Origin of the sequence: uncultured Tenacibaculum sp., from assembly GCF_947498805.1 — a bacterium.
Classification (GTDB): Bacteria; Bacteroidota; Bacteroidia; order Flavobacteriales; family Flavobacteriaceae; genus Polaribacter.
Genome location: NZ_CANMLT010000008.1, coordinates 90,766 through 116,321, shown reverse-complemented (window position 1 = coordinate 116,321; position 25,556 = coordinate 90,766). Strand labels below are relative to the sequence as shown.

Annotated in this window: 21 protein-coding genes; 6 read left to right on the top strand and 15 right to left on the bottom strand. The window is 31.4% G+C overall.

The genetic code is table 11. The annotated features are described in order from the left end of the window. Positions 1-113: 113 nt before the first annotated feature. The 4 genes from rpsO to Q0873_RS15665 all read right to left on the bottom strand — a co-directional run bounded on the left by rpsO (position 114) and on the right by Q0873_RS15665 (position 5,113). Positions 114-383, bottom strand: coding sequence for a 30S ribosomal protein S15 (gene rpsO, locus Q0873_RS15680; protein WP_299109057.1), 270 nt, complete (start codon positions 381-383; stop codon positions 114-116). A 138-nt stretch (positions 384-521) separates the two neighbouring features. Continuing rightward, positions 522-1,379, bottom strand: a complete 858-nt coding sequence (gene accD / locus Q0873_RS15675; RefSeq protein ID WP_299109055.1) for an acetyl-CoA carboxylase, carboxyltransferase subunit beta — start codon at positions 1,377-1,379, stop codon at positions 522-524. A gap of 163 nt (positions 1,380-1,542) precedes the next feature. Continuing rightward, positions 1,543-2,610, bottom strand: coding sequence for a class II fructose-bisphosphate aldolase (gene fbaA / locus Q0873_RS15670; protein WP_299109052.1), 1,068 nt, complete (start codon positions 2,608-2,610; stop codon positions 1,543-1,545). 94 nt (positions 2,611-2,704) lie between these two features. After that, entirely contained in the window at positions 2,705-5,113 is a 2,409-nt protein-coding gene (locus Q0873_RS15665; RefSeq protein ID WP_299109050.1) for a BamA/TamA family outer membrane protein, read from the bottom strand. Between the two features lie 137 nt (positions 5,114-5,250). Between Q0873_RS15665 and Q0873_RS15660 the strand changes: the two genes are divergently transcribed. Next, positions 5,251-5,973: an RNA methyltransferase gene (locus tag Q0873_RS15660; RefSeq protein ID WP_299109048.1), complete on the top strand. Its 723-nt coding sequence runs from the start codon at positions 5,251-5,253 to the stop codon at positions 5,971-5,973. Between the two features lie 7 nt (positions 5,974-5,980). On the opposite strand, the gene Q0873_RS15655 is transcribed toward Q0873_RS15660, so the two are convergent. The 5 genes from Q0873_RS15655 to Q0873_RS15635 all read right to left on the bottom strand — a co-directional run bounded on the left by Q0873_RS15655 (position 5,981) and on the right by Q0873_RS15635 (position 10,774). Further along, positions 5,981-7,210: a radical SAM protein gene (locus tag Q0873_RS15655; RefSeq protein WP_299109046.1), complete on the bottom strand. Its 1,230-nt coding sequence runs from the start codon at positions 7,208-7,210 to the stop codon at positions 5,981-5,983. A gap of 63 nt (positions 7,211-7,273) precedes the next feature. After that, complete coding sequence (locus Q0873_RS15650; RefSeq protein ID WP_299109045.1) at positions 7,274-7,501, bottom strand: hypothetical protein; 228 nt, start codon at positions 7,499-7,501, stop codon at positions 7,274-7,276. 286 nt (positions 7,502-7,787) lie between these two features. After that, positions 7,788-8,402: a deoxynucleoside kinase gene (locus Q0873_RS15645; RefSeq protein WP_299109044.1), complete on the bottom strand. Its 615-nt coding sequence runs from the start codon at positions 8,400-8,402 to the stop codon at positions 7,788-7,790. Between the two features lie 91 nt (positions 8,403-8,493). Next, complete coding sequence (locus tag Q0873_RS15640; RefSeq protein WP_299109042.1) at positions 8,494-9,174, bottom strand: response regulator transcription factor; 681 nt, start codon at positions 9,172-9,174, stop codon at positions 8,494-8,496. Next, the gene (locus Q0873_RS15635) at positions 9,167-10,774 is read right to left on the bottom strand and encodes a HAMP domain-containing sensor histidine kinase (RefSeq protein WP_299109040.1); all 1,608 of its coding nucleotides are present in this window, start codon (positions 10,772-10,774) and stop codon (positions 9,167-9,169) included. Before Q0873_RS15635 ends, Q0873_RS15640 begins: the two co-directional genes overlap by 8 nt. 122 nt (positions 10,775-10,896) lie before the next feature. Here Q0873_RS15635 and Q0873_RS15630 point away from each other — a divergent pair, with 122 nt between their 5' ends. From Q0873_RS15630 to Q0873_RS15615, 4 genes are all read left to right on the top strand, one after another. Next, positions 10,897-11,232, top strand: coding sequence for a hypothetical protein (locus tag Q0873_RS15630; protein WP_299109038.1), 336 nt, complete (start codon positions 10,897-10,899; stop codon positions 11,230-11,232). Between the two features lie 10 nt (positions 11,233-11,242). Beyond that, positions 11,243-12,082: a GLPGLI family protein gene (locus Q0873_RS15625; RefSeq protein WP_299109036.1), complete on the top strand. Its 840-nt coding sequence runs from the start codon at positions 11,243-11,245 to the stop codon at positions 12,080-12,082. A 65-nt stretch (positions 12,083-12,147) separates the two neighbouring features. Then, complete coding sequence (locus tag Q0873_RS15620) at positions 12,148-12,993, top strand: GLPGLI family protein (protein WP_299109034.1); 846 nt, start codon at positions 12,148-12,150, stop codon at positions 12,991-12,993. A 28-nt stretch (positions 12,994-13,021) separates the two neighbouring features. Continuing rightward, positions 13,022-15,721 carry a TonB-dependent receptor gene (locus tag Q0873_RS15615; RefSeq protein ID WP_299109032.1) on the top strand — a complete coding sequence of 900 codons (2,700 nt, stop codon included), beginning with the start codon at positions 13,022-13,024 and terminating at the stop codon, positions 15,719-15,721. An 81-nt stretch (positions 15,722-15,802) separates the two neighbouring features. Here the strand turns inward: Q0873_RS15615 and Q0873_RS15610 are convergent, their stop codons facing one another. Beyond that, positions 15,803-20,596 carry a GEVED domain-containing protein gene (locus tag Q0873_RS15610; protein ID WP_299109030.1) on the bottom strand — a complete coding sequence of 1,598 codons (4,794 nt, stop codon included), beginning with the start codon at positions 20,594-20,596 and terminating at the stop codon, positions 15,803-15,805. Positions 20,597-20,678: 82 nt separating this feature from the next. Here Q0873_RS15610 and lipB point away from each other — a divergent pair, with 82 nt between their 5' ends. Beyond that, entirely contained in the window at positions 20,679-21,386 is a 708-nt protein-coding gene (gene lipB, locus Q0873_RS15605; RefSeq protein WP_299109028.1) for a lipoyl(octanoyl) transferase LipB, read from the top strand. A 53-nt stretch (positions 21,387-21,439) separates the two neighbouring features. Here lipB and Q0873_RS15600 read toward each other — a convergent pair whose 3' ends face one another. The 5 genes from Q0873_RS15600 to Q0873_RS15580 all read right to left on the bottom strand — a co-directional run bounded on the left by Q0873_RS15600 (position 21,440) and on the right by Q0873_RS15580 (position 25,546). Further along, the gene (locus tag Q0873_RS15600; protein WP_299109025.1) at positions 21,440-22,084 is read right to left on the bottom strand and encodes a YceI family protein; all 645 of its coding nucleotides are present in this window, start codon (positions 22,082-22,084) and stop codon (positions 21,440-21,442) included. 86 nt (positions 22,085-22,170) lie between these two features. Then, positions 22,171-22,623, bottom strand: a complete 453-nt coding sequence (gene dtd / locus Q0873_RS15595; RefSeq protein ID WP_299109023.1) for a D-aminoacyl-tRNA deacylase — start codon at positions 22,621-22,623, stop codon at positions 22,171-22,173. 19 nt (positions 22,624-22,642) lie between these two features. After that, positions 22,643-23,584, bottom strand: coding sequence for a ribosome small subunit-dependent GTPase A (gene rsgA, locus Q0873_RS15590; RefSeq protein ID WP_299109021.1), 942 nt, complete (start codon positions 23,582-23,584; stop codon positions 22,643-22,645). A 42-nt stretch (positions 23,585-23,626) separates the two neighbouring features. Beyond that, positions 23,627-24,379, bottom strand: coding sequence for a DUF5995 family protein (locus Q0873_RS15585; RefSeq protein ID WP_299109019.1), 753 nt, complete (start codon positions 24,377-24,379; stop codon positions 23,627-23,629). 84 nt (positions 24,380-24,463) lie between these two features. Next, positions 24,464-25,546, bottom strand: a complete 1,083-nt coding sequence (locus Q0873_RS15580; protein WP_299109016.1) for a bifunctional 3-deoxy-7-phosphoheptulonate synthase/chorismate mutase type II — start codon at positions 25,544-25,546, stop codon at positions 24,464-24,466. Positions 25,547-25,556 lie beyond the last annotated feature (10 nt).

Genomic DNA, 25,556 nt, shown 5'->3' with positions numbered 1-25,556 from the left:
AAGAATGACGGATGTTACTTTTGACTTTTCACTATGTGAATTTTCGAAGTCTAAACTACGAAATTTTTATAAAAAAAAAAGAGGCAAGTTGATACCGCCTCTTTTTGTAAGGATTATTTTCTAATTCCTAATTCTTTGATAATCGCACGATATCTGTTGATATCTGTCTTTTTTAAGTAATCTAATAAGCTTCTACGCTTACCTACCATCTTTACTAATGAACGCTCAGTGTTGTAATCTTTACGATTTCTTTTTAAGTGCTCTGTTAAGTGGTTGATTCTAAATGTGAACAAAGCGATTTGTCCTTCTGCAGTACCAGTATCGTTGTTTCCTTTACCGTGCTTTGCAAAAATTTCTTGTTTAACTTCTTTTGTTAAATACATGCCAATATTATTTAAATGATTTTTATGTACATCAATGATTTTTTCATTGAAGTTGCAAATGTACAATTAATTTTTGAAACGGATATGCTTTTGAACCCAATATTAAAAAGAAAAAGCCTGCAAATGCAGGCTTTCTAATTATGCTCTAACAGGTGAATTCTGTATCAAATCTATGTATAAGTTAACCTGCTGTTTTAAATCTTTTCTTTCGTAAATTCCATCCAAGAATCCGTGTTCTAATAAGAACTCAGAACGTTGGAATCCTTCTGGTAAATCTTTTCCAGTAGTGTCTTTTACAACACGAGGACCTGCAAAAGCAATTAAAGCGTTTGGTTCTGCAATATTAATATCTCCTAACATTGCAAAAGAAGCTGTTGTACCTCCAGTAGTAGGATCTGTACATAAAGAGATGTATGGAATTTTAGCATCTGCTAATTGAGCTAATTTTGCTGAAGTTTTAGCTAATTGCATTAGTGATAATGAAGCTTCCATCATACGAGCTCCCCCTGATTTAGAAATCATTAAGAAAGGAAGTTTGTTTTTGATTGAATAATCAATTGCACGTGCAATTTTTTCTCCAACAACACTTCCCATAGAACCTCCAATAAAAGCAAAGTCCATAGAAGCAATTACAATATCTTTCCCCATAGATTTACCAACGGCAGTTCTAACAGCATCTTTTAATCCTGTTTTTTTCTGTACTTGTTTTAATCTATCTGGATATTTTTTAGTGTCTTCAAATTTTAAAGGATCTTTAGACTGCATTTTAGCGTTTAACTCCTCAAATTTGTTGTCATCAAAGAACAACTCGAAATATTCATTACTTCCAATACGCACATGGTATCCATCTTCAGGACTTACGTATAAGTTTTTCTTTAATTCGTCTGTATCAATAATTTTTCCACTTGGGGTTTTATACCACAAGCCTTTTGGAGTGTCCTTTTTTTCTTCGGTTGGGGTTTGAATCCCTTTATCTTTACGTTTAAACCAAGCCATAGTTTAGTTTGTATTATTGTTGTTTGTTAGGGTGACTCTGTATCATTTTTAAAAAAAGAGTCGGCTACAAATGTATAAGTTTTTTACGAACTTTAGTTTTTTCAAATATAAAAAAAGCATCTATAGTGTCTATAGATGCCTTAATATAGTGATTTTGTGAAGATTAAAGTGTGTTTACATTGTTTAAATCTTCAAAAGCCTTTTTTAAACGAGTTTTAAATGTTTGTTCTCCCTCTCTTAACCATTTACGCGGATCGTAATATTTTTTGTTAGGAACGTCGCCTCCTTCTGGATTTCCAATTTGAGTAGCTACATAATCCTTTTTAGCCTCCATGTAATCACGAATTCCTTCGGTAAATGCAAACTGTAAATCGGTATCAATATTCATTTTAATAACACCATAATCTATAGCTTCTCTAATTTCATCTAAAGTAGAACCTGATCCTCCATGGAATACAAAATCAATTGTGTTATGAGGAACATTATATTTTTCAGAAATAAACTCTTGAGAATTCTTTAAAATTTTTGGAGTTAATTTTACATTTCCAGGTTTGTAAACTCCATGTACATTACCAAAAGCAGCCGCTACTGTAAATTGGTCGCTTACTTTCATTAATTCTTCATAAGCATATGCTACTTCTTCTGGTTGTGTATATAACTTAGAAACATCTACATCAGAATTGTCTACACCATCTTCTTCTCCTCCAGTGATACCTAATTCAATTTCTAAAGTCATTCCCATTTTACTCATACGAGTCAAATACTCTTTACATATTTCAATGTTTTCTTCAAGTGGCTCTTCACTTAAATCAATCATATGAGAGCTGTATAATGGTTTTCCTGTTTCAGCAAAATGTTTTTCACTAGCATCTAATAAACCATCAATCCAAGGTAGTAATTTTTTAGCTGCGTGATCTGTATGTAAAATAACAGGGATACCATAAGCTTCTGCCATTAAGTGTATGTGTTTAGCTCCAGCTACAGCACCTGCAATGGCCGATTTTTGATCTTCATTAGACAATCCTTTTCCAGCATTGAATTGCGCACCACCATTTGAAAATTGAATAATTACAGGTGAGTTTAATTCTTTTGCAGTTTCTAAAACAGTATTAATTGTATTAGATCCAACAACATTTACTGCTGGTAATGCAAATTTCTTTTCTTTTGCTAGTTTGAAAATTTCTTGTACTTCTTTACCAGTTGCAACACCAGCTTTTATATTATGAGCCATTTTTGTTAGTTTTTAGTCGTACTTATTTAACACTTCAAATGTAAATAATTTTATACTTATCTGACTAAAAAATAACGATAACGTTTTAGCAATATTAAAAAGGATAGTTAATACCAATGTTGTATACGGCATTAGAGAAGTTAAAATTTTGAAACCATTTATTTCCTGCTAAATAAGGTTCACGAACTTTAAACCCTAAGTCCAAACGAGCAATAAGGAAACTAAAGTCATATCGTAAACCAAAACCAGAACCTACTGCAATATGTTCTAAAGATTTTATTCCACTAAATTTGGCTTCATCTGCTGTAAAAGATGAATTTGTTATATCCCAAATATTTCCTGCATCTACGAATAAAGCTCCTTTGGCACTACCAAATAAATCAAAACGATACTCAAAACTCGATAGAAATTTTAAACTACCAATATTGTATTCTAGTCCTCTTGGAGTGGCTCCAGGCCCTAAATCATAAGTTCTCCATGCTCTTATATCGTTAGATCCTCCAGCAAAATAACTTCTTGAAAAGGGAATATCTGATTTGTCATATGTAATAATTGCTCCTAAAAAGGTTCTGTGTGCTAATACCGAATTACTACCTAGACTCCAGTATTTTTTATACTCTAAGTCTGCTTTAAAATATTGTGCAATAGGAATTTTAAAAACTGTTTTATTTCCGTTAGTATTGGTGGTATTGGATAATAACCCCATAACATTTCCAGAGTTGGTAAGTTTTGCTCTGAAATAAGAGAAACTTGCATCCTTTGTATTCTCTTGGTTATTGTATGTATAGGTGTAAGCAATCTCTGGAATTAAGAAATCTGAAGTAATTATTTGATATCTATTTGTAATATTTAAAAGTGCCGCAATATCTTCACTACTTAATCCACCAGAGTTGCTAAATATTTGACCCGCATAATTGGTAATAGCATCAAAATTACCAGCAACATTTTGAGGAGGAGTAACACTTGGAATTGCTTTTTGACCTAAGACAACAAGTTTTTGATACTCTGAATTATATACATTAAAATAATTACTAACATTTAAGTTCCTAATGTATTGCGTGTTTAAAATATCTAGTTGTATCGATTTTCTTGGATTGAATTTCCAATTATAATTTAAACCAACGGTTATATTTTGTTTATCTAACCCGATGTTTTTTTGCAAGTTAATACCTGCAAAAATCTTTGTTTTAGGAAACATCCTTTTAGGAACTAACTTATTCAATCCAAAAGGCGCCACAAAACGAGGTATTTCTAAAGAAATATCTGTTCCTATTTCCCATCCAGGCCCATTGTTGGAGTTGAAATAAGATCCAGATGCCGATATTCTAAACAATTCAGCTCCTTTAAAAGTATTTCTGTTTGTTAATGAAAATTTAGCTGAAATATCAAAATTACGAATGTTTGAACGTGAGAGTTCAGATTCTATTCCTAAGGTGTATTTTTCAATAGGAGTTAAGAAAATATTAGCTTCCAATTCTTTTTCATTAAGCTCATTAAATTGAATTGACGTGGATTTAAAGTTTTTTAAACTTCTTAAGTGTGTTATCGTTAAACTTCTTAAAGAATCACTATAAATAGCATTGGGTTTTATAAATAGTGACTGATTTAAATATTTTGGATTGTACTTTAATTTATTATGAGCCAAAAAATCCACTCCGTTGTAATGAATAGAATCTTTAAATGGATTTTCTCTTTTATTATAGGAGTAGTCCGTTATAACATTGATTTTTTTAATTTTTTGAATATAGTAGGGGCGACTAACATATTGCCCATTTTCTTCAATAATCCGATCACTAATTTCAAAATCAACATTAGTTTTAGTACTTGATGTATCTATTTCATAGAATCCTACACTTGTATTTTTGTCGAAATGATAGATTCCGTTATTTCTAAACAATTTGGTTACTCTATTAGCTTCTTTAACAAAGTTTCCATCATTATATTGGTCTCCAGAATGTAAAAAACTTTTTTGTTTGTTGGCGTTGTAAATAGAGTCTAGAACTGGAGATTTAATATTTAAGTTGATGGTATCTAAAAACAAGGCGTCTCCTTTATCTATATAATATGAAACTCTTCCTTTTTTTAATCCTAAAGTATCTCGTTTTGAAGATATTTTTGCTTTAAAGTACCCTATGTTTTGGAAATACTTCTTTAAGTTTCTTCGGGTTTTTGTGATTTTAGTGTCGTTTATAATAACAGGTGCTTGACCACTTGTTAAAAACCAATTATTTAAACCTATAAAAGTTTTTGCTACAGAAATACTCTGTTTTTCTGAAAAAGTATTTTTAAAGAAGTTATATGTTTTAGTATGCTTTTTTCCCCATTCACTTGGAGTTTGTGGTCCGTTTGGGTTTCCTAAGTTGTAGAAATAAAGCGATAGAGGTAAACCAATTGCTTTGGCATTTGGACGTTGTAACAAAAGTTCGTCAATGTTAGAATCTGAGCTCTTAACACTGTCAATATAAACATTGTTCTTTGTAAGTAACTGTTGATTTTCTTGCACATGTTTTATTGTGCTACAAGAGCTAATTAGTATTAAAAACAAAAAATAGAAAGAAAGTTTTTTCATTAACTTTACGCCTCGCTTAAAACATCAAAAATAGTGTTTTTTAGTTGTTTTAATTTGTTAAAAATAATTTAATGGGATTATCCAAAAATACACTTAAACTTATAACAAGTTTATCTCAAAAAAAGTATAGGCAAAAGCATAATTTATTTGTTGCAGAAGGAGTGAAAGTTGTAAACGAATTTTTAAATTCTTCCTTTAGAGTTAAGGAACTATATACAACCGATGCTTCTTTGTTTAATTATGAGGAAAGCATTGAGATTTCGGAAGCAGAGTTAAAGAAGATTAGTAAGTTGAAATCGCCTAACAAAGTAATTGGTGTTTTTGAAATTCCAAAGGAGAAAGAGATAAGCTCAGATAAATTTACACTTGTTCTTGATGAAGTGAATGATCCAGGTAACTTAGGTACTATTATAAGGTTGTGTGATTGGTTTGGAATTACGCAATTGGTTTGTTCTAAGAATACAGTAGATTGTTTTAATTTTAAAGTAGTTCAGGCTACTATGGGATCTTTAACTCGCGTACAAATTGTATATACAGATATCATATCCTTTTTATCAGAAACGTCATTACCAACATTTACGGCTGATATGGATGGAGATAATGTATATAAGTCTCAATTACCAGATAAAGCTGTATTGGTTATGGGGAATGAAGCGAATGGTATTTCAAAAGAAGTAAATGATGTGATTCAGCAAAAGCTTACAATACCAAGATTTGGTGATATACAAAAAACAGAAAGTCTTAATGTGGCTACCGCAACTGCAATTTTACTAAGTGAATTTAAAAGAGCTTAGCTTTATCCTATACAGCCAAAGAGGTTGGTTGAGCAAAAGACTCTAAATCCTGTTCGTACGGGTTTTCTTTGTTTGTTAAGCTGGCTAAGTAGTCTTTTATTTCATTAGGGTTAATCGATGTAATATTTTCTTTTTCGTGTAATTCTGGATAACATGAAATGAAGAATTTTTGAACATGAGCAATCAGTTTTATAAGGTCGTTACAATAAATAGAAGCATTGTTAAACCCTTTTTCTTTACTATATCGATGAACTAACCGGCCTCCTTTACAAATTTCGTTCAAAGGGCATTGTTGGCACTTAGCAGAAAGTTTACTGTTGAAATCATTAAAATACAGATTTCCTAAAGGTGTTTGTCCAATATCATGGAAGTCGTGTTTATTGATATTTAATCCTGTTTTTGTAAACCCATTTCCGCAGGCTTTTAAAGAATCTATAGCTTCAATTTCTCCATTAGTTTCTATCACTAAAACAGTCGACTCATTTTTAGTTTGGTCATTAATTCTCATAAGAGAATTTAATAAACCTAGGAATAAAGGAATTTTGAAACGGTTAGGATCATTTATCCAAATATTGAATAAATCAATTAACCAATCTGCCATGAGTGTTTTTTCTTTGTCAAAAGGATAGTTGTCATGTGTGTAATCTGGAATTAAGAAATTTACATAGCTTGCTTCCATTTTTTTGAAACTGTTGTAAATTTCTAAAGGAGTTTCTTCAATATTGATTACACATGCAATATCGGCGAAATTCATTTCGTTTTTTAAAAGTTTAGCATTTTTAAATACGCTATCGTAACTACCGTTTCCCTTATGGTCTACTCGGTACATATCATGCGCCTTTTTGGTCCCATCAACGCTAATGCTTGGAGCAATATCTAACTCTTTAAAAAGAGTAATCCAACTTGTATCTAATAAAACACCATTAGTTTGTAGGTCATAGAAAAAACTAACTTCGGGTAATTCTTTTTGAATGCCTTTTACCTTATCAATAAAATCAATATAAAATTGTTTAGGAGCTAATAAAGGTTCACCACCATGAAATATAAACGAAAACTCTTTTTTATTATATTTTTTAATATAAGTTTTGGTTTTGGCTATTATATGATCTACCGTTTCAGTCGACATAAACTTGGGTTGTTTTTTATATGTGGTATCTCCAAGATTATACATGAAACAGTATGAGCAATTAAGATTGCATCTACTCGCAATTTTTATAGCTAAAGAGTTAAAATTCATAAGTGGTTGTTTGAAGGTTTATAACAAGGAAATTGTAATCATTACAATTTCCTTGAAAGTTTATTAAAGCTTAGTAAGTTTGTGAGGTAGCTCTTGATAACGATCTACACATCTACCTAATGTATCGCTCCAAACCATTCCATCTGGACATAGTTTACCTCCACCACTAGTAGGGTAATAAATCTCTACAGGAACATCAGCTAAAGCTCCTCCTTTAAAGTGATCTAGATTGTTGATTTGTAAATTTGAAAACTTGTCTAATCCCTTAGATAAAAAAAATGTTTTTTTCATTTTAAGTTAATTTTGGTTAATAGCTTACTCTAAATTTTAATTGAAATTTTAAAAAATACATTTTCAGCTTCCTGTAATTTTTTTAAAAGAATCATAACTATTTATAGTTATTCATTTCAATTAGAATTATTACAAATATTGAGGGTTTCTAATCAAAAAAAATGAGAGGGAAGGGACTATTTATAAAAAAAGGGAGTACAATTTTAAAATTATCACGCCTTTAACTTTGTGATAAAAGAAAAGCCCCATGTTTAAACATGGGGCTTTAGCGTATTTTGGTGATTGACTAGAAAAGTCCATTAATTTGAGCATCTATTCTGTCAATTATATATCCTAAATCTTCTTGGTTTTCTACAAAATCCAAATCATCAACATCAATAATAAGTAATTTTCCTTTTGTGTATTTACTAATCCACGCTTCATAACGCTCGTTTAATCGGCTTAAGTAATCAATGCTAATAGAGTTTTCATAATCTCTACCACGTTTGTGAATTTGCCCTACTAAGGTAGAGATATCTGCACGTAAATAAATTAATAAATCAGGAGGAGTAACTAGGTTTTCCATTAATTCAAATAAAGAAGCATAATTGCTATAATCTCTATTGGTCATTAATCCCATAGCATGAAGGTTCGGCGCAAAAATATGAGCGTCTTCATAAATTGTTCTATCCTGAATTATTTTCTTTCCTGATTTACGTAGCTCTAAAACTTGGCGAAAACGACTATTTAAAAAGTATACCTGAAGGTTAAATGACCAACGTTCCATTTCAGCATAAAAATCATCTAAATATGGGTTCTCATCTACAGATTCAAAATGAGGTTCCCAATTATAATGCTTTGCCAATAATTTAGTTAAGGTCGTTTTACCTGCTCCAATGTTTCCTGCTATTGCTACGTGCATAGTTTTTTGTAATAAATTGATTCTTTGTTTTCTTGAAGTTCTCTTTTTAAGAGTTGGTAAAATTACATAAAAAATAGAACTAGAAAAGATTTTAACAAATCAATTTATAACCATAACCACGAACATTCAAAATTTGAATGTTTTCATCCTGATTTAGTTTTTTTCGGAGTTTAGAAATAAAAACATCCATACTTCTGGCGTTAAAAAAGTCATCATCTCCCCAAAGCTTGTTTAAAATGAATGTTCTATCTAAAACTTCATTTTTTTTCTGACTCAGATGTAACAACAATTCCGATTCTTTATGAGTAAGTGTTTGTTTTTGATTCTGAAAAGTTAAGGTTTGTTTGGTATGATTAAAAGTATAGTTTCCAATGCCAATATTTTCCACATCGTTTTTTAGGTTTATGCGATCTAATAAAGCATTGATTCGTACTATTAGTTCTTCCATAGAGAAAGGTTTTTTCAAATAATCGTTACCTCCATGTTCAAAACCTTCGACCACGTCTTTAGTTTGAGATTTAGCGGTTAAAAAAATGATCGGGATGTGTTTGTTTTCCTGTCTAATCTCTTTTGCCAAAGTAAATCCATCTTTTTTAGGCATCATTACATCTAATACCAAAACATCAAAGGGTGTATTTTGATAAATTTTGTAGGCTTCTTCACCATTTAACGCATGTAAAACTTCAAAGTTTCTAGTTTCTAAACTTTCTTTTACAATCTGTCCTAAGCTAGGTTCATCTTCAGCTAGTAAAACTTTCACTAATTTATCCATGGTTCAAAACAATTTTAAAAACAGTATTGTTAGGCTTTGATGTTAAACTAATAGTACCGTTATGTTTTTCGATAATCTTTTTGGTGTAATATAATCCTATTCCAAAACCTTTTACATCGTGTGTATTTCCTTTTGGGATTCTATAAAATTTATCAAATATTTTTTCCTGTTGATTTTTCTCTATTCCTTTACCATTATCAGCAATGGTTATTTCCATTGTGTTTAGCACTTGCTGTAAATGAATTTCAATAGAATTACCACCATATTTGATTGCATTGTCTATTAGATTTGAAATAGCATTTTCAAGATGGAAAACATCAACGTTTGCTTCAATAATATCTTTATTAGATGAAAAGCCAATGATTTTATCTGAAGTGGTAAACTGATGTTTTTTAACCAAACTTTTAGTCAGCTCTACCACATTAGCAGTTTCTTTCTTTAGTAATAACTTTTCACTATCTAGGGTAGCTGTTTCTAGTAGTTTTTCAACCATTAAGTGAAGTTTTTCTATTTGAACAGAAGATATTGAAATGTACTTCTTTGTCTTCTCTTTATCGTCAATAGCGTTAAAACTATTAATAGCCTCCAGTGCAGTAGAAACAGTAGTTATGGGAGTCTTGAATTCATGTGTGATATTACTAATTAGATCATTTTTTATTTCAGCGAGTTCTTTTTGTTGGTTTATTACTTTTAATAAATAAAACAAACTGGAAATTACAGCTAAGGATAAAACAAGGGATAAAAGAATTCCTGTAAGACTTCTTTTTAAAGCTTCATAAGTTGGATTTGTATATTGTATTTGAATACGCTCGTTTTCTTTTAAAAATACAGGAGATGCTTCACTTTCCAATAATAAGAAATTACTATGCACATTTTTAGACGAGTTGAAAATGGTGTCGTGTTTAAAATGATTGATGTTAAAACTTGTATTGATGTTTTTATTTACAAGTATATTTTTAAAAATAGAATCCAGTTCATTTAATTTAATTGAATCATTTTGAATTGAGATCACAATGGTTTTTAAATTTTTTAAAAGCTGCAGGCTATCTGAAGCTTTTTTACCTTTAAAAACTTGTACTTCCTCAATTTGGTTAGGAGATTTGTAGTGAACACCAGTTTTTCCATCTCTATTGAATTGTGTGACCTGCTTAATCTTAAATTCCGATTTAGCAGTATCCATTTTTTGAAGCTTTGTTTCTGTATCTATAATAATTTGCTTGAAAAATGTAGAGTCTAATTTTTGATATTCTTCTTCACTATCTGTACGAAAGCTAAAAGAGGTTATTTTAAAAGAAGGATCTTTGAAAATAGAATCGCTTTTTTTGTTTTTTGCAATAGGGAAAACTGATTTTAAAAGTTGATTTTTCTTTTCCATTCCTTCTTCAGATAGATCATCCTTTTCAACAATTGTAAAGTAATCTTTAGAAATATTGGTGAAGTACCTTTCTACTGAGTCATCCAAACTCTGCTGAATTTCATTGATAACTCGTTGTTTATTTTGTTGGTAGTTTTTAAAATTCCAATAGAACTGAATACCTATTGTAGCAACAATAGTAATACTTATTAAATAGAGTATCCAACGATTTTTTTTTGTATTCATACCTCAAAAGTAAGCACTTATGTTGGTTTTTAAAAAGCGCTTAACACTCGTTAACACTCGTTAACTGAAAAGACTAATTACGAATTTCATATTTGTACTGTAAAAATTAAAAAACTAATCATATGTGTAAAATAGTATTAAGTGTGTTACTCTTCGTTACCTCTTTTTGTTTTGGACAAGAATCTGTAACGGCAGAGATTAAAGAAAGTAAAATTACATCATTGATATATACTGTTGATTCATTGGAAGAATTACAGTCAATTGATTGGGATGATGTAAAAGAAATATTAGAAGATACTGAAGAGAAGGTTACACTTGGATTTCGAGTAAACAATGAGAACTCGAAAGAAAACAAACTAAAATTCAAACATAGCTTTGAAATTAAATCTGATGTAGAAGACATTGATAGTAGTATAAATATCGCAAAACGAATAATAAAAGTATTAAGGAAATTTTAAAATTTAAATCATGAAAAAAATAGTAGGATTATTCATATTAATCAGTTCCATTACTTACGGACAAAACTTTACAGGAAGAGCTACCTATAAAACGCATAGGAAAGTTGATATTAAAATGAATGAAGGTAAGAATGCTCCTAATTCTGAGATTCAAAAGCAATTACATGAACAATTAAAAAGACAGTTTCAAAAGACTTTTACTTTAGAGTTTGATAATTATGCGTCTACTTATAAGCAAGAAGCACAATTATCAGCACCACAACCTACCAATGGGGTACAAATTCAAATTATAGGAAATGGAGGAGGAACTGATGTTTTATATAAGAATGTAAAAGATAAACGCTATGTAAATAAGACAGAGATAAGTGGTAAACGCTTTTTAATTAAAGATAATTTGTCTGATTTAGGTTGGGAAATGACTGGAGAAACTAAGACTATTGGGAAATATACTTGCTATAAAGCAGAGCGAAGTAGAGAAGAAGAACGTAGAAGTTTTTCTGTAAATGAAGAAGGTAAAGAAGAGGATAAGACAGAAAAGGTAACGGTTAAAACAGTTGCATGGTATACTCCTGAAATACCTGTAAGTAATGGCCCTGGATTACATTGGGGATTACCAGGGTTGATTTTAGAAATACAAGATGGTAAACAAACAATTGTTTGTTCAGAAATAGTAATTAATCCGTCTGATAAAGTAGTAATTGAAGAACCAACAAAAGGGAAAAAGGTAACTCAACAGAAGTTTGATAAAATTATGGACGAAAAATCAAAAGAAATGATGGAGCGTTTTAAGAATAAGAGAAAAAGCAGAGGGAATGACGGGAATTCTATTAGTATAGAAATTCAAGGGTAAATTAAACCATTGGTGTTTTCTTTAGTCTTAGATGAGTTATACATCTATAAAGAAAACACCAAATTATGAAAAAATTACTTGTAGGGATTTTCTGTATCTCTTCACTAACTATTTCGGCTCAAAAAGATTTTCAAGGAAAAGCAGTTTATCAGTCAAAGACCAAAATGAATATGAACTTTGGTAATAGACAAATGTCTGAAGAACAGAAAAAACGTATTGAACAACGAATGAAAAGCTTTTCTGAAAGAACCTATGTTTTAAGCTTTAATACTACAGAATCTTTATATAAGGAAGAAGAAAGATTGGGAGCACCAACAGAAGGAAGAGGTGGTAGATTTCAAAGCATGATGAGCAGCTTTTCTAATGGGGTTCAGTATAAAAATGTAAAAGAAAAAGAACTTTTAGAAAGCAAGGAGTTTTTTGGTAAGAACTTTTTAATTGAAGAAGAATTAGAGGATTTAAAGTGGAAAATGACCGGAGAGACCAAGCAAATAGGTCAGTATACTTGTTTAAAGGCTACTGTGGTAAAAAGTATTGATGATGTTGATTTTAGAAGGTTTCGACCAAGGAGAAATAACAATAAAGAAGAGGAAAAAGAAAAAGAATCTGAGATTAAAAGAGAAGTACTTGTTACGGCTTGGTACACACCGCAAATTCCCGTGAGTAATGGACCTGGAGAATACGGAGGATTACCTGGGTTGATTTTAGAAGTAAATGCAGGAAGAACTACTATTTTATGTTCTGAAATTGTGCTGAATCCTTCAGAAAAACAAGTAATCAAGAAACCAACCAAAGGGAAAAAGGTAACTAGAGAAGAATACGATAAGATAGCTAAGAAAAAGATGGAAGAAATGAGAGAAATGTTTCAACGAAGAAGAGGAGGGAACGGTAGAGGAAGAGGACGTTTTTAATTACTTACACGTTTAATCAAACAACAAGATGAAAACAAAATTATTTATAGTCATGCTTATGGCTGTATGGGGGATTAATGCACAAATTTCAGTGACAGGAATTGTGAAGGATAGTATTGGTTCTCCTTTAGAAATGGCTAATGTTATAGCCATTAATACACAAACAAAAAAATTAGATTCTTACGGATTTACAGATGCAAAAGGTAGGTATAAATTGAATCTAAAAAAGAATGCTAATTACAATGTAAAAGTAAGTTACATTGGAATGAAAACTACAAGCATAGATGTTCAAACTCAAGAGTTAAACTTAAAAAAAGACATCCAACTTTCTGCTGATGAATCTTTAGATGAAGTAAATATTACTTACAAAATGCCCGTGCAGGTAAAAGGAGATACCATTGTTTATGACGCAGATAGTTTTAAAAGCGGTACAGAAAAGAAATTGGGTGATGTTTTAAAGAAGTTACCAGGAGTAGAAGTTAATGATGATGGAGAAATTGAGGTAGAAGGAAAAACGGTTAAAAAGGTAATGATTGAAGGAAAGGATTTCTTTGACGGAGACTCTAAACTAGCCACTAAAAATATACCTGCGAATGCTATTGATAAAGTTGAGGTTTTAAAAAATCACAGTGAGATTCAACAATTGAGTAGGGTTACAGATAATGAAGATAATGTTGTTATAAATCTAAAATTGAAAGAAGGTAAAAAGCGTTTTTGGTTTGGGGAAGTTTCAGCTGGAGCCGGACCCGATGAACGATATATAACACATCCAAAGTTGTTCTATTATAGTCCGAAATTTAGTTTAAATGTTATTTCTGATTTTAATAATATTGGTGAAATTCCATTTACATGGAGAGACTATTTTAAGTTTACAGGTGGATTTAGAAATATCGGAGATGGAGGAACTTCATTAAATTTATCAAATGATTTAGGCTTTTTACTTATGCGAAATAACCGAGCAAAAGCTATTGATTCGAAGTTTGGAGCTGTTAACTTTAGTTATTCTCCTAAAAAGACATTAGATTTTAGTGGTTTCGGAATTTATTCTGGAATGAAAACGAATATTGAAGAGAATAGTATTCGAAACTATATTAATCAAGATTTAGTAGAAACAACAAATAATAATACAACTCAACAAAATGATTTAGGTCTGGTAAAATTAAGTACAAGTTACAAACCGAATACCAATAATCAACTAGATTATGATGCGTTTATTAAAGTATCTAAACTATCAGAAAACCAAAATTTAATCTCTAATAGAGTGACTAACGGAACAGAAACGTCTGTGCCTATTACAGAGTTGAATCAACAAACTCCTTTTTCTATCAACCAGAATTTGAATTATTACTATACTTTAAATGAGAATCATATCTTTTCTTTTGAAGGGCAACATTTATGGCAAGATGAAGATCCGTTTTATAATACTCAGTTAAATCAATTGTCTGGTGCTATTGTAAATCCTCTTTCTTTAGGAGTTACAGGACCTTATAACTTAAATCAAAATGAACGTGTTAAAACAAATAAATTAGATGGAAAAGTAAATTACTTTTATGTGTTAAATTCTAAAAGTAATTTAAACGTAACCTTTGGTACAACTCTAAGTAATCAGCAGTTTAATTCTAATATTTATCAAATACTATCGAATTCATCAAGACAAGATTTAGATGATCAAACAGCAAAAAATGATGTAGAGTATTCATTTAGTGATTTCTATACAGGGTTGCATTACAAATTTGTTTCAGGAATTTTCACCTTTAATCAAGGAGCAACTTTACATACCTATTCAGCAAAAAATACACAGTTAGGAACAGTGGTAGATAATAGTTTTACAAAATTATTACCAGACGCTTATATAAAAGTAAATCTAAAAAAGTCTGAAACTTTACGATTGAGCTATAGAATGCAGGTTAGTTTTACTGATGTAACAAGATTAGCAGAAGGGTTTGTATTGAATAATTACAATAGTTTGTATTCAGGAAATAGAGATTTAGAGAATGCACTTTCTCATAATTTCAATTTGACATATTCTAATTTTAATATGTTTAACTACACAAATATTTTTGGAAACATTTCTTATAATAAAAGAATTGATGGTATCAAGGGAAGTTCTATACAAGATGGAATTGATAGGGTTTCTTCTTCAATCAACTCAGCCTTCCCAGATGAAACAATCGCGGCAAATGGACGATTTGAAAAGAGTTTTAGAAAATTTAAAGTAAGTTTAGGAGGAAACGTATCCTATTCTAAATCGAATAATATTTTTATCAATCCACAAACTTTAGTAGCAGAAAATAGAGTGTCTAAAAGTTTCAATCAATCGTATAGAACAAAGTTTAGTACGAACTTTAGAGAAGCTCCTAATTTTGATATTGGATATAACTTTTCAATTAATAACTACGATCAAGGGAATTCTAATAATACGTTTACAACTCATAGCCCTTATATAAACTTTGATACTTTCTTTTTAAAGAGCTTTGTTTTTAATACACGATATACATATAACAATTATAGAAATCAGGAGAGGACTATAAATAATTATAGTTTCTGGGACGCCGATTTAACCTATCAAAAGAAAGATAGCTCTTGGGAATATAAGATTGGAATAACTAATATTTTAAATACGACATCGTTAAACCAAGATAATACGATAGAAAATGTTTACAATAGTACATCTTCATACCTCGTGCAACCTAGGTATGCAGTATTTAGCGTAAAGTATAATTTGTAATAGTTTGAATATTATTCTTAAGGGAATAAAAAAGCGAACCAATTTTGGTTCGCTTTTTTTACTTCTATTTTTAGGTTAAAACTATCTTATAAGAATTTTTCTTGTGATAGTTTTTCCTGCGTTTTCAACTTGTAATAAATATAGCCCACCTCTTACTTTTAAATCTAATTCTTGAGAGAATAAGCTAGAGTTAGAAGGTAAACCTTGCGTAAATACTAATCTACCTTGGAAATCAAACAATCTAAAAGTTGTCATTTCCTTGTCTTTAAGTCTAAAGTCTACTGTTATTTTTCCGTTTGAAGGAATTGGGTAGATTTTTAGGTCTTTAAATAAAGTAGCAGTTGTAGCAAAACCTTCTTCTACTGTAATTGTATAATCTTCAACTTCTCCATTGAAGTCTAACTCACAAGAATTAGGAGCTCCATTAGAAGCAGACTTAGTAGCAATTCTCATTGTTGTGTTACCAAGAACTGCACTTTCAGGAACTGTAATGGTAACTGTTTCAGCATTGCTTGTACCTAAAGTAAAGGTCTCATCAGCATCAAATAAACAGTTTTGATTCCAGTCAATCCATACAGTAGTTCCAATGGTGCTATTGTCGCTATTTAAGTTTACTGTTAAATCGTGCTTGTCACTTCTTGCAACTGTTGTTGAAACTGATTTAAAATCTGAATAACCTGTTGTTTTCGTTGAAGCATTATCAATAGTGTTAAACTTAACATTCGTAATACTTATTTGAGAATCAGTATTACCGTTTGATTTACAAATATTGTCATTTACACTTAAAACAATGTCTATTTCTTTTGTAGCAGAAGCAGATGTACCTGTTAACTTGAATGTATAATCTCCAACAGCAACATTATCTAATCCGCCTACAGTTAAAGTAACTGTACCATTCGCATTAATAGTATTTGAGTTAAATGCTGAAGTTGCATTAGTTGGTAAACCACTTACTGCGAAAGTTACTGTTTCGTTAAAATCGTTGATAGTTTTATAATCTATAGTGTATGCAAATTCAGTAGTAGCTTTGTTACATACAGAACCTCCACCAGTTTGATTTGCTATAGTAAAGTCATTTGTTAAAGAAATGGTATAGTCTTCTACTTCACCATTAAAGTTTAATTGACATGAACTTGGAGTACCACCAGTATTGTTTTTAGTAGAAACTCTTAAGGTAGTAGAACCAATTACAGCATCACTCGGTACAGTAATTTCTAAACCACTGTTGCTCGTAGCTCCGCTACTATTTGTAATAGTACCTAAATCATACGTTTCATTAGCTTCAAACAAACAGTTTTGGTTCCAGTCAATCCAAGCGTATGTAGTTGCCGTGTTGTTACCATCTGAATTTACTTGAACTTCTAAAGTATACTTCTGTCCTTTTTCAAGTTGTGTATTCATAGATGTATAATCAGAATACCCTGTTGTTTTAGTTGAAGTGTTATTAATAGTATTAAACTTAACGTTTGTAACACTTATTTGAGAATCATTATTACCTGTCGACTTACAAATATTATCATTCACATTGAACATAATATTAACATCTTTTGTAACAGAAGTTGAAGCAGCTGTTACCTTCATTGTGTAGTCACCAACAGTAGCTGCATTTAAGTTTGAAACAGTTAAGTTCACTGTACCATTACTGTTTATTGTTGTTGGGGAGAATGAAGCGGTAGCTCCTGTAGGTAATCCAGTAACTGTTAAGTTTGCATTTTCATTGAAACCAAACAATGTTTTAAAGTCTAATTTAAATACTTGTTCATTCGTTGCTTTATTACATATAGATAAATCTCCAGTTGTATTTGTTAATGTAAAATCAGGAGCCGGAGCTTCATCAATTACTAAAGTGTAATCTTCTGTTTCTCCCCATTCCGATTTGTGATCAGCATCACAAGCTCCATCACCATATCCGGTAGTAGGGCTTGCATATTCAATAATTACACGCATTCTTATTTCTCCTAGTACTGCGTTTGCAGGAATAGGAATGTCAAGAGTTGCAGTATCGGTATTAGTAGTAGCTGTATTTCCATCAGCATCAGACTTAGTTCCTAAGTCGTATCTCTCAGTATTTTTATCAAATTTGAAATCTTTGTTCCAGTCAATAAAAATAAAGCAATGGTCTTGGTATCCTGCAGTGTTAAAAGTAACACTAGCTTGATATGATAATGTTCTTTTTACATTGGTTGATACCGAAGTAAAATCTTCATATCCATCTGTAGCATCATTACCAGAGTTATTATTGATGGTATTGAAAGTAACATTTGTTATATGCTCTGTTCCACCAGCATCATCTGTAAAAGTAGAACTACAAAACTCTGGGGTCTCTGTTGTAAAACTGAAAATACTAGAGAAAGTACCTTCATTACAGTCATTTTTAGGTTTTACTCTCCAATAATATTTAGTAACACTTGCTAAAGAAGTTGAAGAAATGAGTGAATTGCTTGTAACGGTTTCATCAATTATAGATGTAGCAAAAGTATTGTCTGTAGATACTTGTACTGTATATGAAGTTGCATTAGAATTAGCAGCCCATTCAAAAGTAGGAGTAAGGCTTACTCCAGTTGTATCATTCGCAGGAGCAGATAAAGGAATTGCAGTAAAATTACTACCAGCAACCTTAAGCAGCGCTTCTGTTTTTTGAGTAACTGATGTAGCGGTAGCGGTTACCTCAATATTATAATCTTGTTGTGCAGCGCCATCAAGATTGCTAACGGTCATTGTTACGTTGCCATCAGCATTAATCGTAGTTGGGTTAAAAGTAACATTTGCACCAGTTGGTGCTCCTGTAGCTGATAAAGTAGCTGTTTCACTAAAACCGTTCACAAAATCGAAGTTTAAAATATAGTTAACTGTGTTTCCTCCAGAGTTACAAACAACCTGAGTATTTGTGTTGTTTGTGAAAATAAAGGTTGGAGTTGTTGAGTTAATAGTAAAACTACTTGAATTTACATTGTAGAAAACATTATCAGCAGCTTCAACCATTATTCGAGCTGTAGTTGTAGGATTGTCTGGGATAACAATGTTTTCAGTTCCATCATTTGTGGTGTTTTCTTTCAATATAATAGGGAAAGTTACTCCACCATCGATAGACAATTTGATATTTACTTTAGCACAATTGATAGGGGCTTGATCGGTAGTACCTTTATTCCAAGTAATAGTTTGTGTGGTACCAGTATTCCAAGTAACTGCTGAGTTAGGAGCTGTTACTGTAAAAGCTGCTGCATCTGTAGTTGTTATTTTAACATCATCTCTGGCTGTACTACCTCCACCTGAATGATTATCACGAACTGTAAAGGCAAAGTTTAAATCTCTAGCTTCCGAAGGTAAAACCTCCCAAGTTGTAGAAGTATTTCCAGCAACCACAGTTGCCAAGGCAGGCATATATCTATTAGGAGTTGTTTTTGAAGGTAATGATCTAAACATTGGTCCACCCTTACTTGTTGGAGCAGGGGGCATTGTTGCTATTTCATTATCTATTTGTTCCCAGTTATATGTTAAAGTAGCAGTTCCATCAGCATCTGTAGCTTTTCCTCTTAACACAAAAGGAGTTGATTTTGGAATACTATAGTCGTTACCAGCGTTTGCTGTAGGAGCACTATTCCCTGTATCGGTTGTAGTTGCACATCCACCAGTATTTACAACATGACTCCACATTTGAGCAATACTAACTGCGTGAAAATGATCGTCACTATTGTTTTGAACATTTGGAGCACAAATACCAGCATATCCCATGATTGTAGAAGCACTACCTGGCTCAACGGCGGTTGAATCCCATCTATTACAAGAATTATTTTGCGTATGCGTTGCACCAAATTGATGTCCCATTTCATGCGAAACAAAGTCAATGTCATAAGGGTCACCAACGGGTTGTAATAAACCAGTAACTCCTTGGGCTTTAAAATTGTCATTACAAACAGAGTTCAAACTTGCTATTCCAGCCAAATCTGCGGTACAAAAGGCATGTCCCATATCATAGTTGTCTTTTCCGATGGCATTGTCAATTATACTTTGTATTTCATTAATTAAGGTTCCTGGCGTATCATTTGTTAAATTATCAGTTGCTGCATCCAAAAAAATAATTTCATCATTGTTATTAGCAATAACCATCCTTACAGCTAAGTCTCTTTCATAAACTCCATTTATTCGTGTCATAGAGGTATTCATGGCAGATAAAACTATGGCTTTTTTCTCGTCATCTGTTGAAGGTGTAGAGGATGATCTATTTATATGAAATTGAGAATACTCACCAGTGGCAGCTATAGCTAATCTATAGGTTCTTAATTTACCGTCATTCGCGTTTCTATAGCTATGAGAAGCAGTTTGCTTAGCGGCCTTTTTAGCAGCGTCTTCAATTTGACATTCAAAATCAGTTTTACTAGGGTTTAAATCACTTCTCTTATAAACAATATATTCTTGTTTATTTTTAGTATAAGGATCTATATAAACTGTACTTCCAGTTGTTGAAAAAATTATTGTATGAAGACCATCTGTACCAAAACTAATTTTAGCGGTAGAAGAAGGATCATCAATACCTTGAGCAGAATATGACTTAATCATAGGGAATTTAGCTGCTAATTCAGGTGCTAGATAAGACGTTTCTTTAACTTTAAATTTAGTTAATTTTCCTTCCGAATTTGGAAGTTTTATGATCAATTCACCTCCTTTTTGAGCGGTAGATTTGGCTAAATGATTTTTAAAATCATTCACATCCAAAGACATTATCGTATATTTTTTAGGGAAGTTTTTTTTGTAGATTATGTTCTTGTTTTGAACAAAATCGTTTTTCGCATCTTTTTTTTCCCAGAAATCTTGCGAAAAACTATTGAATGTAAAGGAAAACACAAACAATAAGAATAGTGTAATATTTTTAATCATGCTTAGAATTTTGATTAGTATAGGGTAAACAGTTGAAAACTATTTTTCCCTACCTTTGGGGCTTATAATAGTGGATAAATTTATGAATAAAAAAATAAGAATCAGTGATCTAGGAAAAAAAGATTATAAAGAGACCTGGGATTATCAAACTGATTTGTTAGAAAATATCATTCAACTTAAGAAAGAAAGAAGGAATGGTAATACTGAAATAATCACGCCAAATCACTTTTTATTTGTTGAACATCCGCATGTATATACTCTTGGGAAATCTGGAGATCTGGAGAACTTATTGTTAAATGAAAAACAATTAGAAGAAAAAGGAGCTACGTTTTATAAAATAAATAGAGGAGGAGATATTACTTATCATGGACCTGGTCAAATCGTAGGATATCCAATTTTAGATTTAGAGAATTTCTTTACAGACATTCACAAGTATTTACGATTGTTAGAAGAAGCAATTATTTTGACTATTGGAGAATATGGTTTAAAAGGAGTTCGAAGTGAAGGAGAAACAGGAGTATGGTTAGATGTGGGTACGCCATTTGCACGTAAGATATGTGCAATGGGGATAAGAGCTAGTAGATGGGTTACCATGCACGGTTTTGCTTTGAACGTAAATGTAAATTTAGGCTACTTTGATAATATCATTCCTTGTGGTATTAGAGGAAAGGCAGTAACATCTATGGATGTTGAATTAGGTAGAAAGATTGATGAAGAAGAAGTAAAGAGTAAAATTCTTTATCATTTTAAAGAACTATTTGAAGTTGAAGAACTTGTATTGAATGTATAAAAAAAGGAGGTTTTCATGAAAACCTCCTTTTTTATATGCTTGTATTTTAAAAATTACTTCTTAGCTTTAATTTCAAAAGACATTTCCATTAAGTCATTGATAAACTTATCTTTTAAAGCAGCGTCAATCTTTTTAGATTTGTAAGTTACTCCAAATTCTGTTCTATCAATACTAAATACATCACTCTTTAAAGTAGCTTCGTCTCCATTTTCAGTTAATGTAACTGGGAATGTAATACTCTTAGTAACATCTTTTACAGTTAAGTTACCAGTTAAATGTAATTTACCGTCTTTTTCTTCAGTACTAGCTACAACAAACTTTGCAGTAGGGAATTTAGCTACATCAAAGAAATCTCCAGACTTTAAGTGTCCTTCTAAATCTTCCTTACCATTACCTGCTTCTAAATCAGTACAAGAAATAGAGTTCATGTCAATAGAAAATTCTCCAGCTTTTAATGCACCGTTTTCAATATCAAATACTCCACTTTGTAAAGAAACTACTCCGTTGTGAGAACCTGTTGGTTTAGTTCCTTTCCAAGTAACCGTTGATTCACTAACGTTTGCTTTGTATGAGTTGATAACGTTTTCTACTTTTTTAACTTCCTTTACTTCTTCTCCAGTTGCTGCTTTATTCTTTTCAGTTTTACAAGAAACCGCTGTTAATGCTAAGAAAGCGATAGCTAAAATTGATTGTTTCATTTTTTAAGTTTTTAATAATTATTTGGAACAAATATAAATAAAATTATTTTCCTTGGAAGTTATTTAGGGTAAACCTTAACGATTTCTTATACTTTGTCTTTAGAATCAATAAGTATCGTAACTGGTCCGTCATTTAATAATTCTACCTTCATATCAGCTCCAAATTCACCTGTTTGTACCTTCTTTCCAAGTTCGTTTTCAATTTGTTGAACGAATTTTTGATATAAAGGAATGGCAATATCAGGTTTTGCTGCTTTGATATAACTGGGTCTGTTTCCTTTTTTAGTAGAAGCGTGCAAGGTAAATTGACTTACTACAATAATACCTCCATTGATATCTTTTACAGAAGTATTCATAACACCATTATCATCATTGAAAATACGCAGGTTCACTATTTTTTTTGTCAACCATTGTATATCTTCCATGGTATCTTCGTTTATAATTCCTAGTAAAATTAAAAGCCCACTTTTAATATCGGCAACTTTTTTACCTTCAATTGTTACACTTGCTTTTGAAACACGTTGAATAACTGTTTTCATTTAATTAATAGGTATTGTGTTATTCCCAAATATCTGTTCTGTAGTTTTCTTCTTCTCCTTCTATGATTTGTAAATAGCTTTTATAGCGGGACCATGAAATCTCTTCAGCTTCTAGAGCTTCTTTTACGGCACAACGAGGTTCATTGATATGGATACAGTTATTGAATTTACAATGTTGTTTTAAAGCAAAGAACTCTGGAAAATAATCTCCTAACTCATCTTTGTCCATATCAACAACTCCAAAACCTTTAATACCAGGGGTGTCAATAATTTGAGCATCAAAACTAAGATCAAACATTTCAGCAAAAGTTGTGGTATGCTGTCCTTGTTTGTGTTGTTCTGAAATTTCTTTAGTTTTTAAATTTAATGTAGGCTCAATAGTATTTAATAAGGTAGTTTTTCCAACTCCTGAATGACCAGAAAACATACTTACCTTACCAGTCATTAGGTCTTTGATTTTATCTACGTTTATATTTTCTGTAGCAGATACTTCGATACATTCATAACCAATAGCTTCATAAATATCCTTTAAATACAATATTTCTGCTTTTTGATCAATCTCATAAGAATCTATTTTGTTAAAAACGAGAATGGTTTTAATAGAGTAAGCTTCAGCTGTAACTAAAAAGCGATCTATAAAAGTGGTAAAAGTAGGAGGGTTATCAATCGTGATTAATAAAAATACTTGGTCAATATTAGCGGCAATAATATGAGTCTGTTTAGATAGGTTTACCGATTTACGAACAATATAATTATCACGTTCATGAATTTTGTTAATCACGCCCGTTTCTTCATTATTATTTGTTTCTAAGGAAAAATCAACCTTATCTCCAACCGCCAATGGGTTGGTGCTTTTAATACCTTTGATTCTAAATTTTCCTTTAATTCTACATTTATATAGGGTGTTTTCAGATTTTACCCAATACCAACTACCTGTAGATTTATAAACCGTTCCTGTCATAGCGCAAAGATGAGAATAAAAATTGAATGTTTTTAGAGGGATTTAAGCTGTTAAGTCTTTAATTTTTTTAGGGATACTTCCTTTTTCAGAAACTCTAATAATCATAAAAATTACTTGTGGAATCAACCCAGGAGCAATAATAATATCTCCTTTTTTTGCTACTTTTTGATCCCTTATAGCAATAGCCTCTTTTTTATCTTCTTCTGGAGTGTTTGCAAAAGCCACAGCAAACTTCCATGCACCATCTCTTGCTAATTCCATACTAAAGTCAACTAAGAAATTATCTACCTTTCTTGTCCACTTTAAAATTTTCCTTAAAAATGGCCATATGGTGGCAAGGTTATTTTCTACATCCGTTACCAAGGAGGAGAGTATTTCATTGATCTTATTAAAATCATCTTTTAAATCTTCGATGTTGTGCCCTTTAGATACTTCAGCAGCAGCAATTCCCAGATCTAAATTAATATGAGCATTCATTCCTATTAATAAATGTTGCAATACGATATACCAGTAATTGTTAGCAATACCAAATGCTTTTTCCCAAGATAAGGTTACCGGTTTGTTTTCTTTGTAGTTATAGTATGCATCTATATATCGCTTTGCAAAAATAATATCTAGTTTTTCCATTCTTTCTCCATCATCAAAAAAGTTATTTTGAATTCCTTCTTTAACTTTAATGGTAACTTTTTGATACAATGCAGCAAAATATCCAAGTGGGCTTTTATTCGCAATAGATTCATCAATGATGTCTTGTAGTATATCTATAACATCATCAATAGTGTGAATTGGTTTCATACAGTTTTTTAAGTTTGGTTGGTTGTATGAAGATACATTTTTTGAAATAAAAAAGACTGTCGAAGGACAGTCTTTTTATACTTATTATTCGTTGATAATCTTTTCTTGATGATTGATACTTTCTTGGTGTATTGCTTTGAACATTCTTAAAACAAATTCTTCACTTAAGCCTCTTTCATCTCCTTCAAGAATCATTTTTCCTAAAATTTCGTTCCAGCGTCTTGTTTGTAAAATAGCAACGTTTTTCTCCTTTTTAAGTTGTCCGATGTTATCAGCAATCTTCATTCGCTTACCTAATAAGTCGATTAACTGATGATCTACTACATCTATTTGAGTACGTAAAGTATTTAAAGCATTTCGGTATTCTGCTTCGGTATCTGTTTCTTTACGAACCTTTAAGTCTACCATCATTTGAATCAATGTTTTTGGTGTGATTTGTTGTTTTGCATCACTCCAAGCATTGTCTGGATCATAGTGGGTCTCTACCATTAATCCATCAAAATTTAAATCAAGCGCAGTTTGACAAATATCAAAAATAATATCACGACGACCTGCAATATGTGAAGGGTCACAAATTAAAGGTAAATCTGGAAAACGATTTTGTAATTCAATAGGAATTTGCCATTCAGGATTGTTTCTATATCTCGTTTTTTCATAGGTTGAGAAACCTCTATGAATAACTCCTAACTTTTTAATGTTTGCAGTGTATAAACGTTCAATAGCTCCTAACCATAAAGGTAAATCTGGGTTTACTGGATTTTTTACCAATACAATTTTATCAGTTCCATTTAAGGCATCTGCAATTTCTTGAATAATAAATGGGCTAACCGTTGTTCTAGCTCCAATCCATAAAATATCAATGTCGTGCTCTAAAGCTAATTTTACATGGTCTTTATTTGCTACTTCGGTAGCAGTTAACATACCCGTTTCTTTCTTGGCACGTTGTAACCATTTTAAACCTAAAGCACCAACACCTTCAAAGTTTCCTGGTCTGGTACGTGGTTTCCAAATTCCTGCTCTAAGTACTGTTGCATCTGTGTCTTTTAATTCATGTGCAATTTTTAATACTTGTTCTTCTGTTTCTGCACTGCAAGGTCCTGCAATTACTAGTGGATGATTTAGCTTGAAATCATCTAACCATGTTCTTAATTCTTTTTTGTTCTCCATTTTGATATTC